This is a genomic window from Lentzea waywayandensis (assembly GCF_900115955.1).
GTDB classification, from domain to species: domain Bacteria; phylum Actinomycetota; class Actinomycetes; order Mycobacteriales; family Pseudonocardiaceae; genus Lentzea; species Lentzea waywayandensis.
The window spans coordinates 257,917-272,853 of the sequence record NZ_FOYL01000002.1 but is presented as its reverse complement, the minus strand read 5'-3'; the positions used below and the strand labels follow the sequence as shown (position 1 = coordinate 272,853).

General features: G+C 70.4%; 16 protein-coding genes and 1 pseudogene. 12 read left to right on the top strand and 5 right to left on the bottom strand.

Translation table 11 applies throughout. The features are described 5' to 3' along the window. The first annotated feature begins 132 nt into the window (after positions 1-132). From BM417_RS06145 to BM417_RS06125, 7 genes and pseudogenes are all read left to right on the top strand, one after another. Positions 133-819 (top strand): CBS domain-containing protein, encoded by a 687-nt coding sequence (locus BM417_RS06145; protein WP_093588802.1) that lies wholly within the window; start codon positions 133-135, stop codon positions 817-819. A gap of 8 nt (positions 820-827) precedes the next feature. Then, on the top strand, positions 828-1,424 hold the full coding sequence (locus BM417_RS06140; RefSeq protein ID WP_093588801.1) for a CBS domain-containing protein: 597 nt from the start codon (positions 828-830) through the stop codon (positions 1,422-1,424). A 55-nt stretch (positions 1,425-1,479) separates the two neighbouring features. Continuing rightward, positions 1,480-1,656 (top strand): hypothetical protein, encoded by a 177-nt coding sequence (locus tag BM417_RS47620; RefSeq protein WP_177320309.1) that lies wholly within the window; start codon positions 1,480-1,482, stop codon positions 1,654-1,656. 3 nt (positions 1,657-1,659) lie between these two features. Further along, the gene (locus BM417_RS06135) at positions 1,660-1,992 is read left to right on the top strand and encodes an ArsR/SmtB family transcription factor (RefSeq protein ID WP_093588800.1); all 333 of its coding nucleotides are present in this window, start codon (positions 1,660-1,662) and stop codon (positions 1,990-1,992) included. Next, a pseudogene (locus tag BM417_RS50105) lies at positions 1,989-2,471 on the top strand (SulP family inorganic anion transporter); the annotation flags it as partial. The gene BM417_RS06135 and the pseudogene BM417_RS50105, both read left to right, overlap by 4 nt. Positions 2,472-2,586: 115 nt before the next feature. Beyond that, positions 2,587-3,585, top strand: coding sequence for a SulP family inorganic anion transporter (locus tag BM417_RS50100; protein ID WP_322788940.1), 999 nt, complete (start codon positions 2,587-2,589; stop codon positions 3,583-3,585). A gap of 35 nt (positions 3,586-3,620) precedes the next feature. After that, positions 3,621-4,640, top strand: a complete 1,020-nt coding sequence (locus BM417_RS06125; protein ID WP_143138528.1) for a hypothetical protein — start codon at positions 3,621-3,623, stop codon at positions 4,638-4,640. A 6-nt stretch (positions 4,641-4,646) separates the two neighbouring features. Here BM417_RS06125 and BM417_RS06120 read toward each other — a convergent pair whose 3' ends face one another. Continuing rightward, complete coding sequence (locus BM417_RS06120) at positions 4,647-5,591, bottom strand: acyltransferase domain-containing protein (RefSeq protein WP_093588798.1); 945 nt, start codon at positions 5,589-5,591, stop codon at positions 4,647-4,649. Between the two features lie 182 nt (positions 5,592-5,773). On the opposite strand from BM417_RS06120, the gene BM417_RS06115 reads away from it, so the two are divergent. Beyond that, positions 5,774-6,760 carry a flagellar biosynthesis protein FlhF gene (locus BM417_RS06115; protein ID WP_093588797.1) on the top strand — a complete coding sequence of 329 codons (987 nt, stop codon included), beginning with the start codon at positions 5,774-5,776 and terminating at the stop codon, positions 6,758-6,760. An 82-nt stretch (positions 6,761-6,842) separates the two neighbouring features. After that, a complete protein-coding gene (locus BM417_RS06110; protein ID WP_093590747.1) occupies positions 6,843-7,835 on the top strand; it encodes an RNA polymerase subunit sigma-70 in 993 nt (330 codons plus the stop codon). Between the two features lie 67 nt (positions 7,836-7,902). Here the strand turns inward: BM417_RS06110 and BM417_RS06105 are convergent, their stop codons facing one another. Both BM417_RS06105 and BM417_RS06100 read right to left on the bottom strand, forming a co-directional pair. Continuing rightward, a complete protein-coding gene (locus BM417_RS06105; RefSeq protein WP_093588796.1) occupies positions 7,903-8,466 on the bottom strand; it encodes a dihydrofolate reductase family protein in 564 nt (187 codons plus the stop codon). A 64-nt stretch (positions 8,467-8,530) separates the two neighbouring features. Beyond that, positions 8,531-9,673, bottom strand: a complete 1,143-nt coding sequence (locus BM417_RS06100; RefSeq protein WP_093588795.1) for an epoxide hydrolase family protein — start codon at positions 9,671-9,673, stop codon at positions 8,531-8,533. Positions 9,674-9,736: 63 nt separating this feature from the next. Between BM417_RS06100 and BM417_RS06095 the strand changes: the two genes are divergently transcribed. Then, entirely contained in the window at positions 9,737-10,696 is a 960-nt protein-coding gene (locus BM417_RS06095; RefSeq protein ID WP_093590744.1) for a helix-turn-helix transcriptional regulator, read from the top strand. Positions 10,697-10,757: 61 nt separating this feature from the next. Here BM417_RS06095 and BM417_RS06090 read toward each other — a convergent pair whose 3' ends face one another. Together BM417_RS06090 and BM417_RS06085 are read right to left on the bottom strand one after the other, a co-directional pair. Beyond that, positions 10,758-11,135 (bottom strand): VOC family protein, encoded by a 378-nt coding sequence (locus BM417_RS06090; protein WP_093588794.1) that lies wholly within the window; start codon positions 11,133-11,135, stop codon positions 10,758-10,760. Continuing rightward, positions 11,132-11,893: an arsenate reductase/protein-tyrosine-phosphatase family protein gene (locus BM417_RS06085; protein ID WP_218164366.1), complete on the bottom strand. Its 762-nt coding sequence runs from the start codon at positions 11,891-11,893 to the stop codon at positions 11,132-11,134. Before BM417_RS06085 ends, BM417_RS06090 begins: the two co-directional genes overlap by 4 nt. Positions 11,894-12,042: 149 nt before the next feature. Between BM417_RS06085 and BM417_RS06080 the strand changes: the two genes are divergently transcribed. Beyond that, positions 12,043-12,621: a TetR/AcrR family transcriptional regulator gene (locus tag BM417_RS06080; protein ID WP_218164365.1), complete on the top strand. Its 579-nt coding sequence runs from the start codon at positions 12,043-12,045 to the stop codon at positions 12,619-12,621. A gap of 11 nt (positions 12,622-12,632) precedes the next feature. Next, positions 12,633-14,864, top strand: a complete 2,232-nt coding sequence (locus tag BM417_RS06075; protein WP_093588792.1) for a molybdopterin-dependent oxidoreductase — start codon at positions 12,633-12,635, stop codon at positions 14,862-14,864. Positions 14,865-14,937 lie beyond the last annotated feature (73 nt).

The following is a 14,937-nucleotide window of genomic DNA, read 5'->3' as shown; positions in this document are numbered from 1 at the left end:
GTGCGCAGGGTCCTTCGGTCCTCCGGGAGGGGTCGGAACGTCCCGAGCCGCCCACGCCCTTGGCAGGTGTCTGCCCGCCGCGTCGCCGACGAGGCTTGGTCACATACGAACCAAGGACCGCCGGAGGGTGTCATGCGTGAACCGACAGTCGCCTCGCTGATGACCCGTGAGGTGATCACCGCAGACGTCGAGTGCTCGTTCAAGGAGCTCGTGCAGCTGCTGGAGGACAACAAGATCAGCGCGGTCCCGGTGCTCGACGGTGGCTTTCCGGTCGGCGTCGTCTCGGAAGCCGACCTGCTGCCCAAGGAGGAGTTCCGCGGCGGCACCGAAGAAGCACCCGGTCTGTTCACGGGCCGCGCGACGAAGCACCGCTGGGAACAGGCGAGCGGGGTGACCGCCCGCGACGTGATGACGTCGCCGGTGAAGAGCGTCCCGGCGGACCTCGCCGCGAGCGCCGCCGCCCGCGAACTGGCGGCCGCCGGTGTGCGCAGGCTCTTCGTCGTGGACTCCGATGGCGCGCTTGCCGGCGTGCTGTCCCGCCGCGACCTGCTGAAGCTCTTCGTGCGTGAGGACGACGAACTGCGCACGACGATCCGCGACGAGGTCTTCGGCCGGGTGCTGTGGGTCGACCCCGACTCCCTCTACGTCGCGGTGACCGACGGCGTGGTGACCGTGCAGGGGCAGCTGGAGCGGCAGAGCGAGGTCGAGATCGCCGAACACCTCGTGCGCGCCCTGCCAGGCGTGGTGGACGTGCACAACCAGCTGCGGGCGGGGTGGAACGACACCACGCACACCCGCCAGACCGAGATCTTCGGCTGAGGAGCGTCATGAGGACTCGAGATGTGATGACGACGGACGTCGTGGTCGTCGAACAGGACACACCGGCGCGTGACGCCGCCAGGCTGATCGCCGATCGCGGTTTCACTGCCCTGCCAGTGGTCGACGCGTTCGGCGCGCTGGTCGGCATGGTCAGCGAAGCCGATCTGCTGCGGAACCGCCTTCCGCAGGACCCGAGACGGCTCGTGCACGGCGAACCCGTCGAAGCCAGGCAGGCGCCCGCGGACGTGGTCGCCCAGGCGATGACGAAGTCCCCGGTGACCGTGAGCCCGAACACCGACCTGGCCGAGGTCGCCGACCTGATGCTCGAACACGACGTGCGCAGCGTGCCGGTCGTGCACGAGGGCCACCTCGCGGGGATCGTGACCCGCCGGGACATGCTGCGCTCGATCACCCGCGCGGACTGGGTCGTCGAGGCCGAGATCCACAACCGGCTCGCCATGGTCGGTGGCGCGCAGCGGTGGCAGGTCGCGGTGGCCGGAGGCAAGGTGTCCATCGTGGACAAGGGGAACAGCGCCACCGAACGGCACGTGGTCGATGTGCTGGTCCGCGCGGTCGCAGGCGTGACCGACGTCGAGTTCAGTTGACGGAGTTGTAGAGTGTCGAATTGAAGAATTCTTCAAGTCGACAGGTCGTGGTTCCGTGAACGAGTTCGTGGACAGCCTGCTCATCCGCGTCGAGCAGGCGGAACAAGCGGTGCGGCGGGCGGTGGAGCAGCAGGACGAGTACGCGGCGGACGTGCACCGCGCGGATCTCGCCAACCTGCGGCGCCTGGCGGCGGAACACGGGGTGCCGGTCGGCGCGCCCGAGGAGGGCTGAGCGGTGCCGGTTCCGCTGTACCAGGCGAAGGCCGAGTTCTTCCGGATGCTCGGCCACCCGGTGCGCATCCGAGTGCTGGAGTTGTTGCAGGACGGCCCGAAGGCGGTGCGTGACCTGCTGGCCGAGATCGAGGTCGAGCCGTCCAACCTGTCCGCGCAGCTGGCCGTCCTGCGCAGGTCCGGCATCGTGACGGCGACCCGCGAAGGGTCGACGGTGGTGTACGCGCTCGCGGGCGCGGACGTGGCCGATCTGATGAAGGCGGCCAGGAGGATCCTCACCGAGCTGCTGGCCGGGCAGAACGAGTTGCTCGCCCGGTTGCGCGAGGACTCCGCGTGAGAGCCTTCCTGCCCGCGAAGGCCGACTGGTCGGCCGCCACATCGAGAGATGTCGTCGCAGGTCTGACAGTCGCGGTCGTGGCGTTGCCGCTGGCACTGGGGTTCGGCGTCGCGTCGGGCCTCGGTGCCGCCGCGGGATTGGCGACGGCGATCGTCGCGGGCACGTTGGCCGCGATCTTCGGCGGCTCCAGCCTTCAGGTGTCCGGGCCCACCGGCGCGATGACCGTGGTACTGGTGCCGATCGTCGCGACGTTCGGGCCGGGCGGCGTGCTGACCGTCGGCCTGCTCGCGGGCGTGCTGCTTCTCGCGCTGGCGGCGGCCAGAGCCGGGCGTTACATGCGGTACGTGCCGGCTCCGGTGGTCGAGGGCTTCACCCTCGGAATCGCCGCGGTCATCGCGCTGCAACAGATCCCCGCCGCACTCGGTGTGCCCACCCCCGACGGGCACAACGTCGTGCTGAACGCCATCCGCGCGTTCGGGTCCGGCCCGGCTCTGCCCGCCGTCGCCCTCGCGGGCGGTGTCGTCGTGATCATGCTGGTCGGCGCGCTGGAGACCGGCGATCCCGTTCTCGCTGCTGGCCGTCGCGGCGGGCACGGTGGTGGCGGAGATCTGGTCCCTTCCCGTGCCTCGAATCGGCACGTTGCCGGCGTTGCTACCAGCGCCGTCGCTGTCCTTTCTGGACTTGGGCGCGCTGTGGACGCTGCTGCCGTCCGCGATCGCGGTGGCCGCACTCGCCGCGCTGGAGAGTCTGCTGTCCGCGACGGTCGCCGACGGCATGAGCGTGAACCAGCGGCACGACCCGGACCGCGAACTCTTCGGCCAGGGCATCGCGAACGTCATCACGCCGATGTTCGGCGGCGTGCCCGCGACCGCGGCGATCGCCAGGACCGCGGTCAACGTCCGGTCCGGCGCGACCTCGCGACTGGCGGCCCTGGTGCACGCCGTGACGCTCGCCGTCATCATGCTGGCCGCGGCACCGTTGGTCGGTCGCATCCCGTTGGCCGTGCTGGCCGGAGTCCTGCTCGCCACCGCGGTGCGGATGGTCGAGGTCGGTTCCGTCCGGGTGCTGATGCGAGCGAACCGCTCCGACGCCGTGGTGCTCGCCCTCACCGCGATCGCGACGCTGGCACTGGACCTGGTCACCGCCGTCATCGTCGGCCTGGTCGTGGCCGGAGCGCTGGCGCTGCGAGCCGTCGCCAGGTCGGCACGGATCGACGAGGAACCGCTGGAGCCCGGCGACCACACCCGGGAGGAGCACGAACTGCTCGCCCAGCACATCGTCGCCTACCGGCTGGACGGACCGCTGTTCTTCGCCGCGGCACACCGCTTCCTGCTGGAGCTCACCGAGATAGCGGTGGTCTCCGTGGTGATCCTGCGGATGTCCCACGTGTCCACAATGGACGGCACCGGGGTGTTGGTCCTGCGTGACGCCGTCGAACGGCTGGAGCGCAGGGGCGTCACCGTGCTGCTCTCCGGCGTGCGCGACGAACACCGCCGCCAGCTGGAGACCCACGGCGTGCACATGTTCGCCAGCACGCCGGAGGCCATCGAACACGCGCGGAACCACCTGCGCCGCAACGGCACACTGCCGTGACGAATCCGCTTGCCTCGGTGTGATCGAATGCGCTGGTGAACGCAGATTGGGAGCAGCGGAGCGCGGCACGGCGTGCCGAGGTGCTGGCACTGCCGACCATCGAGGCGCGGCATCACGCGCCGCTCCTGCCGCCGCTGCAGGGCGACGTGCGGGTGTCCGCGTCGGTGGGCCCGGCGGACGACGTCGTGGCGCTGTGGTCGTCGCCCGCGGACCTGGAGGCGCTGACCTCGGCGACGACGCTGGCGGGTACGGCCAGGTTCCCCGATTCCAGGGCGTCACGGTCGGCAGGGGCGCGGGTGACGGTGCACGTGGCGGACAGCGTCATCACCACCCACCTCCCCGGACTGCCGGTGGCGCACCCCATGGTGCAGCCGATGCCCGACGGCCAGGTCCTGGTCGTGGGCGCACGCTGCCGGTGGCTGCCGCAGGGTGCGGAGCGCAACGCGATCGTGTTCGACCACGAGGGGGCGGTGCTGAGCGAGCACATCCTGGGCGATGGCATCGAGCACGTGCAGGCGACCCGCCGGGGCGAGGTCTGGGTGGGCTACTTCGACGAAGGCGTCTACGGCAACTACGGCTGGGGTAGGGACGGCAGCCCGTCGCCCATGGGGTCGTGTGGGCTGACGCGGTTCTCCACCGGGTTCGCCCAGGAGTGGCGCTTCCCGTACGGCTTCGGCGGGTGGGACGCGATCAGCGACTGCTACGCGCTCAACGTCGGCAACAACACGACCTGGACCTGCTACTACACCGACTTCCCGGTGGTCCGGATCCACGACGGCACCATCACCGCTTGGCACAACGACGTCCACGGCGCCAAGGCGATCGCGGCCGATGGTTCCCGCGTCGCGCTGTACGGCGGTTACGGACCCGACTGGGACCGGTTGGTCGTGGGTGAACTGGGCGACGACCGCCTCCACGTGACCGGCGAGTTCCGGCTCGTCCAGCCGGACGGGCAGCCGCTGCCGCGGTCGGCGGAGGTGAGCGGTCGCGGCGCCGACCTGCACGTCCTCCTCGACGACAGCTGGTCGCGGCTCGCCCTCGAGGACATCGCCTGAACGGTGTCAGAGCGGGAAGCGACCGGTGCGCCAGTGCCAGTGGCGGCCCGCTTGCAGGTGGTCGACGACCGCGCGTTGCAGTGCTGTGCGGCGCGGTAGCCGGTCGAGCGGCGTTGTCAGGGTGCGGAACACGAACCGCAGCACCTCGACGTCGCCGTCGGGCACGTCCTGTTCCACATAGGACTCCAGCTCGAACCGCTGCTGGAACCGGACGATGTTGGAGTCCTCCGGCAGGTGCTCCCGCAGTTGCGGGTCGAGCAGCCACGACCCGCAGGAGAACGTCGTGTACCGCTCGCCGGGGAAGTGGCGCGGGAAGAACGCGCGAGCCTCGTCGAGCGACGCGTCGACGGCCTTCGGCGTCAGCGGTCCCGCGTCGGGGACGTGCAGGGAGATGGCGGTGTCGCCACGCTGGTGCTGCAGGCGGCCGAGCTCGTAGACGCCTCCCCGCGTGTGCAGCGTCAGCCAGCTCTGCATGACCGGCCAGCCCTCACCGCGCATCCGCCGGTCGACCGCGAGGTTGCGGCCCAGGTCCGCGAGGGTCGCCCACGACACGGCGTCGGCGATGCCGTTCTCGCGGTGGTACCTCGTGACCACGCCGACCAACGACAGGTACGCGTAGACGTAGAGGTGCCGCCAGGCGAGACCCCGTTCGCGCGGCAGCTCCGGACCGGGTGGCAACCACTCGAAGCCGCCGAGATCCGCCCGGACCAGGGCGATCGAGCGGTCCAGCAACCACCGCAGCTCCGGAGTCCACAGTGGAGAGTCGGGGACCGGCCAGCCGGCGATGATCTCGGCGGCGTCCTCCGGCGGCACCGCGAGGCGGTCGAGCAAGGCCGGAGCGTCGGCGCTGAAGGGCAGGGGAGCGGACGGCAGATCACCGGCGAGCCGGTGCACGCGCTCGACCTCCTCGACGGGAACTCCGAGCCGGGCCGCGGTGTGCTCCAGATCCACGCGGACGACCCTACAACCGGATCGCCGGTGTGGGCCTTCTTCCGGTCTCGGGAACACCTGGCAGCCGGCACCACGACCAGGACGCCGCCTGCGCCGAAGTACAGCGCCGCGTCCTGTCGTACGCCGATCAGCGCGTTCGTTCGGGCTGTAACGATCAGCCGCGCCGGTGTGATGAACCTGCCATGTCCGACAGCACCAAGGGTTACGGCGGCTGTGCGCTCGCGGCGTTCGCGTCCTGCGTCGGGATGTCGCTGCTCTCGTTCCTGATGACGGTCCTGCTCGCACCGGCGATGGCGGCGCGCACCCTGATCGCCGGCTCGCTGGACGTGCTGCCGCAGTGGCTGGCGTTCGCGGCTTTGTCGTTGCCCCTGGCGACGGGCCTGGTCCGGCTCGTTCTGAGCAAGAACGGCCGGGTACGTTCCGAGCCTCAGTCGACCCGGTGGGCGTGGACGTTCAACCTGGGCGCGGCGCTGCTCGGAGTTCTGAACGTTCTCGGGTTCGTGTTGTCCTCCGCCACCGGGCAGGCCGGCGCCGATCTGCCGGTCGCCTTCACCGCCGGGGTGTTCGGCGGCGCGGTGCTGGTGGCGATCTGGGTGTGGGACCGGCGGCCGCGGCCCGACCCCATCACCGTCGAGGAGATCCGGCACACGGTCGCGGAGGTCGACCGCACTCTGCACGAGGTCCGTGCCGCCAACGAGCGGGTGCACCAGCAGGTCCTGCAGGTGCAGGCACGCCTGGCGGAGCTCCGCGCGTGGTCGCCCCCTCCGCAGGCCACGGGCCGGACGTGGCACCCGGAGGCCGGGTGGACCAGGCCGGTCTGGTCCGATGTGGAGTTCCGGCGGCTGCGGGTCTGCCACGTCGAGTCGTTCCGCTGCGCCGACGTCGTCCACGCCGTCTACTCGTCGGCCCGGGTCTCGTTGGACACGGTGTCCCACATGGAACAGCGGGCCTTGCGGGGCCGCGCCGAGGCACGGGGGCTCGCGGGACATCTGGCCTGGGGACGGAACCAGCTGCGGGCGGAGGTGCACACCGGACTCGGCAGGGTCCAGTTCCTGAACGCCCAGACGCACGAGCTCAAGCACGAGATCCGCGACACCTGCGGCGCACCGGGACAGCACTGGTTCGCCCAGCTGGAAGCCCGCAACGCCGAGCGGCGTGCGATCGGCTGACCCGCGCGCTCACCGATCAGAAATCCTCCGCCGAACAGTCAGTTCTGGCAGCCCTCTCGCACCGGTGGAAGGATCGACGACCATGACCGACGCCAGACCGCTGAGCGCCGACGAGACCACGTTCATCGCGGCGGCCCGCTCAGGCGACGCGGCGCGGTTCGCGCTCATCACGGAGCGCCACCGTCGTGAGCTGCAGGTGCACTGCTACCGGATGCTCGCGAACTACGAGGACGCCCAGGACATGACGCAGGAGACGTTCCTGCGAGCGTGGAACAAGCGGGAGTCGTTCAAAGGCCACGCCGCGGTGCGGACCTGGCTGTACCGGATCGCGACGAACGTCTGCCTCGACTTCCTCGAGAAGCGCCACGACCGCACACCCGTGCCGCCCGGCTCCGAGGTGCTGTACCTCCAGCCGTACCCCGACCGGATGCTTCCCGAGGACCCGCAGGAATCGGTGGTGGCGCGGGAGACGATCGAGCTGGCGTTCATCGTCGCCGTCCAGCACCTGCCGCCGCGGCAGCGGGCGGTGTTCGTCCTGCGCGACGTCCTCGGGTGGCCGGCGTCGAAGGCCGCCGACGCGCTCGAGGTGACCGTCGCATCGGTGACCAGCGCGCTGCAGCGGGCGCGCGTGACGATGCGCGAGCAGCTGCCCGGCCGGCGCCTGGACTGGCGGAGCCCCGCCACCCACGAGCTGTCGAACGACGAGCGCGGCGTCGTGAGGTCGTACATCGACGCCCACGAGCGCAACGACCTCGACGGGCTGATGTCCCTGCTGCGCGACGACCTGCGCTTCGTCATGCTGCCCGAGGCGGGCACCTCGGTCACGACGGCCAAGGACGCGGTGGACGGCTGGGTGTCCGGTGGGCTCTTCCAGCCCGGCCACGACGACTGGCGCGGTATCACCACGACGGTCAACCGCATGCCTGCCGCCGCGCTGTACCTCCGCACCCCCGACGCCCCCGAGCACCGGCTGTTCGCCATCGCGGTCCTGCACGTCGTCGACGGGAAGATCGCCGAGCTCACCGGGTTCGACGTCGCCGGTACACCCTGGCTGGACCTGCCCCCGACGCTGTGATCACCCGTGCGCCGGCACACCACCGCCCCGCCGGCGTCGCCGGCGGGGCTTCTGGTGCCAGAAGAACTCATCGCCTCGTCTCGTAGCGGGTCAGCACCACGCCGCCGGGAAACGTCCGCGTCTCCACGAGGTTCAGGTTCACCCAGCTGTCCAGCGCCGTGAAGAACGGCGTGCCGGCGCCCACCAGGACCGGGTAGGTCACCAGGGCGTACTCGTCGATCAGCCCGGCCCGCATGGCCGCCCCGGCGAGCGTCGCGCCGGCGATGCCCATCGGGCCGCCGTCCCCGGCCCGGAGCCGGGTGATCTCGGCGACCGCGTCGCCGGTGACCAGGCGGGTGTTCCAGTCGACCTCGTCGATCGTCGAGGAGAACACCACCTTCGGCGTGTCTCGCCAGTTCCGCGCGTACTCGGCCTGCGCTGGCGTGACGTCGGGCTGCTGGTCACGGGTCGGCCAGTAGGAGCTCATCGCCTCCCACAGCTTGCGCCCGTACAGCGAAATGTCGTTCGCCAGCTCCTGGTCGAGCCACCACTGGAACATCTCGTCGCTCGGTCCGCCCCAGCCGATGTCGTCGCCGGGCGCGGCGATGTAGCCGTCCAGGGTCACGTTCATGCCGAAGAACAGTTTCCGCATCGTGCCAGCCTCTCGTGAGTCGATCTCACACGTACAGACGGGCGCGGAGCGAAAACCTGATCGGTCAGGAGATGCCGCGGAAGAAGCCGCGGATGTCGTCCGCGAGCAGCTTCGGCTCTTCCATCGCCGGGAAGTGACCGCCCTCGGCGAACTCGCTCCAGTGGCCGATCGCGTTCCACGGGTCCATCGCGCGGCGCACGAGCGGGTGAGTGCCGAACACGGCCCAGCCGGACGGCACGGCGGAGCCCATGACCAGGTCGAGTCCGGAGTGCTCGGACTCGTAGTAGAACTGCGCGCTCGACGCCCCGCTGCGGGTGAACCAGTACAGGCTGACGTTGGTGAGGAGCTGGTCGCGGTCGACCGACTCGTCCGGCGTCCGGTAGGCGCCGCTGGTCCCGGTCCTGAACTTCTCGGCGATCCACGCGAGCTGACCGACCGGCGAGTCGGTGAGCGCCGCGCCGATCGTGTCGGGACGGTGGTCCTGCATCAGGAGATACCCGCGATCGGCCGCGTGCTCGGTGCGCATCGCCTCGATCTGGGCGACCTCGTCATCGGACAGGCCCTCGGGGAAAGGGAACTTGTCGCCGAGCAACCCGAGCAACAGGCGGTCGACGCCGGTGTGCGTGCCGATGACGCGCTCGGGGTAGGTCGCCGCGAGGCGGCCGGTGGTGCCCGCGCCGACGTCGGTGCCGTGGGCCGCGAACCTCTGGTAGCCGAGACGCGTCATGATCTCGGCGTAGGCCTCCGTCGTCCGCGCCAGCTCCCAGCCGGTCCCTGACAGCGGAGTGGAGAACCCGAAGCCGGGCAGGGCCGGGACGACCACGTGGAACTCGTCGGTCAGCAGCGGGATGAGTCGCTGGTAGTCGACGAACGATCCCGGCCAGCCGTGGTTCAGGACCAGCGGGATGGCCTCCGGGTTCGCCGATCGAACGTGGACGACGTGGAACGTCTGGCCGTCGACGACCGTCGTGAACTGTTCGTGCTCGTTGAGCTTCTCCTCCTGCGCACGCCAGTCGAACCCGTCGCGCCAGTACTCGGCGAGCTCCTTCAGGTACGCGAGCGGGATGCCGCGGCTGAAGTCGGTGCGATCGTCCCTGCCCGGCACGGGGATCGGCCAGCGCGTGTGCGCCAGCCGGTCGCGCAGGTCGTCGAGGTCCGTCTGCGGGATGTCGACGCGGAACGGTGTGAGTGCGTTGTTCTCGTTCATGACGCTGACGTTTTCAGGCAATGCGGCAGGTTAGCTTCCGCAATTGCTGGAATGATCGAGAACATGTTGGAGACCTCGGCGCGTCTGCTCGAACTGCTGTCGTTGCTCCAGCTCAAGCGCGACTGGACGAGCACCGAGCTCGCCGGGCGGCTCGACGTGAGCACGAGGACCGTGCGCGCCGACATCGGCAAGCTGCGGTCGCTCGGGTATCCCGTGGACGCGCGCCCCGGCGTCGCGGGCGGGTACCGGCTGGCCGCGGGGACGGCGATGCCCCCGCTGCTGCTCGACGACGACGAGGCCGTCGCCGTCGCCGTCGGACTGGGTGTGGTCGCGACCCAGAGGTTCGGAGTCGAGGAGACGTCGCTGACCGCGCTCGCGAAGCTGGAGCAGGTGCTGCCCTCGCGTCTGCGCCGGCGCGTGGAGGCGGTGCGCGAGGCGACCAGCGTTGTTCCAGGGGCGGGCCCGCCCCTGGACGTCTCGGTTCTCGGCGCGGTCGCCGCCGCGATCCGCGGCCACGAACGGCTCCGGTTCGGGTACACGAAGCCAGGGGGCGACGAAGAGGCCCGCCACACCGAACCGCAACGGCTGGTGAGCTGGGGAGCGCTCTGGTACCTGCTCGCGTGGGATCTCGACCGTGACGACTGGCGGGTCTTCCGGGTCGACCGCATGGGTGCGCACGCACCGACGGGTGCGCGGTTCCGGCCGCGCGTGATCCCGGAGGACAGCGTCGTCGAGTACGTCGTCGGACGCGTCAGCAAGGGGGCCTGGAAGTACCGCGCCCGAGTGCTCGTGCACGCCCCTGCCGCCAAGGTCGCCGCGAAGATCCACATCCCGGTCGACATCGAGGTGGTCGACGAGTCCACGTGCCGGGTCGAGGTGGGTTCCGACGACCCGGACCGGCTCGCGCTGTGGATGGCGCAGCTCGACGTCGACATCGAGGTGATCGAAGGAGACGAGCTCGCGGTGGCGTTCGATCGCCTCGCGTCCAGGTTCCGACGCGCGGCGGGTGGCGCGTCCACGTGAGTCTCGGCTGTCGGTCGTTCCACTATGTCGTCGAGGGCCGGCATCCCTTCGTGGAGCAGCGTCAGCGCGGCTGGAACAGCTCGACGAGGTTCCCCGCCGGGTCGACGAGCAGGATCTGACGGCCGCCCGGTCCGCTGACGACGGTGTTGCGGAACCGCACCCCGGCCTCGCGCAGGCGGGCGACCTCGGCGTCGAGGTCGTCGACGACCAGGTGGATGCGATTCCAGCCGCCGGCCACCGGAGTCTCTCCGTCCGGCATGGGGCGTCCCGCCGAACTGGCCGGGCCGGACAGCAGCAGCCGCAACGGTCCGCGCACGACGTCGGCGAACGCGGGCGCCGCGGACGAGCGCAGCGTGAACCCCAGGTGGGTGGTGTAGAAGTCGACGCAGGCCTGCACGTCGTCGACCAGGTAGCGGACGTTGGCGAGGGCATCACTCATGGTTCCGGTACCTCTCTTTCGTTGTCGTGGGCCATGGTTCGCAGCAGGTAGCCGATCCGGATCGTGAGCTCCTCGGCGGTGCGCCGGAACGCCGAGCCGGTGCCTTCGGCGGACGGGTCGGGCATGCTCCAGTGCACGAGCTCGGCCCCGCCGGGGAACTCCGGGCACACTTCGCGCACCCGGTCGCACAGACTGATCACGTAGTCGAAACGCTGTCCGGCGAACTCGCTCAGGTGCTTGCTGCGGTGACCGGACAGGTCGACGCCGTGGTCCTGCATCACGGCGACCGCGTTGGGGTGCACGGGTTTGGGATGACTGCCCGCGCTGAACACCTCGATCCGGTTCGCCCGAGCCGCCAGCAGCGCCTCGGCCATCTGCGACCTGGCGCTGTTTCCGGTGCACAGGAACAACACGCGGCCGGTGACGGTGTCCACTGTGGTCTCCGGCGCCGGACTGAGCCGCAGGCCGGGGTGCAGTGCGCTCGCGGTCTCGGTGAGCAAGGCGGCGCACCGCGAGAGGTCGAGGCTGTAGTAGGTGTCTCGCCCGTCAGCCGAACTGCGCCGCGCGGTCACCACCTCGCCCGTACGCAGTTTGCGCAGGTGGTAGGAGACCAGGCTCTGCGGCTGACCGACCGCCGCGACCAGCTCACCCACCCGTCGATCGCTTCGGGCGAGCTCGCGCAGCAGTCCCCATCGCAGCGCCTCGCCCGCCAGCCCGAGAAACGGGGGCGGACTCGACACTCGCCGGTCGGTGGGCATGCCCGGAAAATACATCAATCCAGATTGATGCACCAGTGCTGTCGGCTCTCGGTGAGGTCGCCGCGGAGACGGGCTCGTCCGACGGGTGGCCACGGCCGGCGAGGCCGACTATGGTCTCTGCCATACTCCCGAATCAGGGGGAAGGCGCCATGAGCGAGCAGGGCAGGCGGGGCACCAGGCAGCGGATGCTGGACAGCGCGGTGCTGCTGCTGCGGGAACGTGGCGCGGCCGGCGTGACGGTCGACGCGGTGCTGGCGCACAGCGGTGCGCCACGGGGTTCCGTCTATCACCACTTTCCCGGTGGCAGGAACGAGATGGTCCTGGGTGCGGTCCGTCAGGCGGGGGACTACATCGCCGCCATGGTCAGCGAGTCTGCGGCCGAGGGCGACGTCCGGCAGATGGTGGACCGTCTCGTCGCCTTCTGGAAGCGGGCGCTGACCAGGACCGGCTACCGGGCGGGGTGTCCCGTCGCCGCGATGGCGATGGACAGCCGTGACCTCGTCCCCGACGCCGGTGACGTGGTGCGGGAGATCTTCACAAGTTGGCAGGCCAGCCTCGCGAAAGCGTTGGCCGCCAACGGTTTCGCGACACAACGCGCGCAGCGGCTGGCGACGTTGGTCGTGTCCGCGATCGAGGGAGCGATCATCCTCTGCCGCGCTCACCGTGACCTGGGCCCGCTCGACGACGTGCTCGTCGAGATCGCGCCCCTGCTGGAGCGACGAGACTAGGAGCCTGGCCCATGTGGAAACCCAGCGCCTGCATCCTCTGCGAGTGCAACTGCGGGATCGAGATCCTCGTCGGTGACGACGGCCGGTCGTTCGACAAGATCCGCGGCGACAAGCTCCACCCCGCGTCAGCCGGCTACACCTGCAACAAGGCGCTGCGCCTCGGCCTGCACCAGAACGGCGACACGGGCCGGATCACGCACCCGCTGCGCCGGAGGCCCGACGGCACCTTCGAGGAGATCGACTGGGACACCGCGATCAGCGAGATCGCGGCGCGTCTGGGCGAGGTCCGCGACACCTTCGGCGGGGAGACGATCTTCTACTACGGTGGCGGCGGTCAGGGCAACCACCTCGGCGGCGCGTACTCGACCGCCACCCTGGCCGCGTTCGGTGCCCGCTATCGCTCGTCCGCGCTCGCGCAGGAGAAGACCGGCGAGTTCTGGGTCAGCGCTCGCATGCTCGGCAACATGACCCGCGCGGACTTCGAGCACTGCGAGGTCGCGCTGTTCGTCGGCAAGAACCCCTATCAGTCGCACGGCTTCCCGCGGGCCCGTTCGGTGCTCAAGGAGATCGCGAAGGACCCGGCCAGGTCGATGATCGTGATCGACCCCGTGCGGACCGAGACGGCGGAGCTGGCCGACTTCCACCTCCAGGTCAGGCCTGGCACCGATCTCTACCTGCTGACGGCGCTGGCCGCCGTGCTCGTGCAGGAGGACCTGATCGCCGCCGACTGGCTCGCCGAGCACGCGGACGGCCTCGACGCCGTCGCCGCTGTCCTGCGGCAGGTACCCGTCGGCGACTACTGCGCCGTCGCCGACGTCGAGGAAACGCTGGTGCGAGTGGTCGCCACCCGGATCGCCGCCGCGGACTCCGTGGCCGTGTTCGAGGACCTCGGGGTCCAGATGAACCGCGACTCCACGCTCGTGAGCTACGTCGAGAAGCTGGTCTGGCTGCTCACCGGCAACTTCGGCAAACAAGGCGCCCAGTACGTGCCCTCCAGCCTCGTGCCGATTGGCCGTGACCGCGGGCACGCCGACGGCGAGGGCCCGCGCAGCCCGGTCGCGGGCGCGCGGATCATCAGTGGCCTCGTGCCGTGCAACGTGATCGCGGAGGAGATCCTCACCGACCACCCGGCCCGTTACCGGGCGATGCTGGTCGAGAGCGCGAACCCCGCGCACTCCCTGGCCGACTCGGCCCGCATGCGGGAGGCGCTCGCCGCACTGGAACTCGTGGTCGTCATCGACGTCGCGATGACCGAGACCGCACGCCTGGCCGACTACGTGCTGCCGGCGCCGACGCAGTTCGAGAAGTTCGAGGCCACCTTCTTCAACTTCGACTTCCCGCGCAACATCTTCCACCTGCGGCACCCCGTCGTACCCGCCCCGCAAGGCGTGCTGCCCGAGCCGGAGATCCACGCCCGTCTCGTCGAGGCGTCCGGCGCGCTCACCGAGGCCGACTACGCACCACTGCGCACGGCCGCGAACGCTGGACGAGCCGAGTTCGCGCAGGCGTTCCTCTCCGCACTCGCGGATCCGGTGAAGCGGCGGCTCGCGTCCGTCCTGCTGTACCGCACACTCGGCCCGACGCTGCCGCACGACGCGTCAGCAGCCGCGGTGCTGTGGATGGCCGCGCACGAGTGCGCCCGCAAAAACCCGGCCGGAGTCGAGAAAGCGGGCTACGGCTCGGGGCTCGAGGCGGGGGAGCGGCTCTTCGACGCGATCGTCAACGGCCCGCACGGCGTGCACATCACCGACGACGAGTACGACGCCTCGTGGCAGCGCCTGCGCGGCAAGCGAATCGCCCTCGCCGTGCCGGAACTGCTCGCCGCGGTGGCCGCGCTGGGCGACCGTCCCGTCCCGCGGCAGGATCCGGACTGGCCGTTCGTGCTGTCCGCGGGAGAACGGCGTGCCTTCACCGCCAACACGATCATGCGCGACCCCACCTGGCGCCGGCGTGACCCGGACGGCCGCCTGCGCATCAGCGTCGCCGACGCGACGCGGCTCGGTGTCACGACAGGCGACCGCGTCAGGCTCACGACCCGGCGCGGCAGCGCGGAGGTGTCCGTGGACGCCACGGACACCATGCGCTCCGGCCACATCTCGCTTCCCAACGGCCTCGGGCTCACGGTGAAGGAACGCACGGGCGTTGCTCCCAACGAGCTCACCGCCGCGGAAGACCGCGACGAGTGGGCCGGCACACCGTGGCACAAGCACGTGCCGGCCCGACTCGAACCGCTCGGGCCATAGCCGCGGCGAAGGGCGGGCTTCGATCTTCAAGAATGCGGAAGAGGTAGATTCTTCGTTGGTTCCGTGAGAAAGC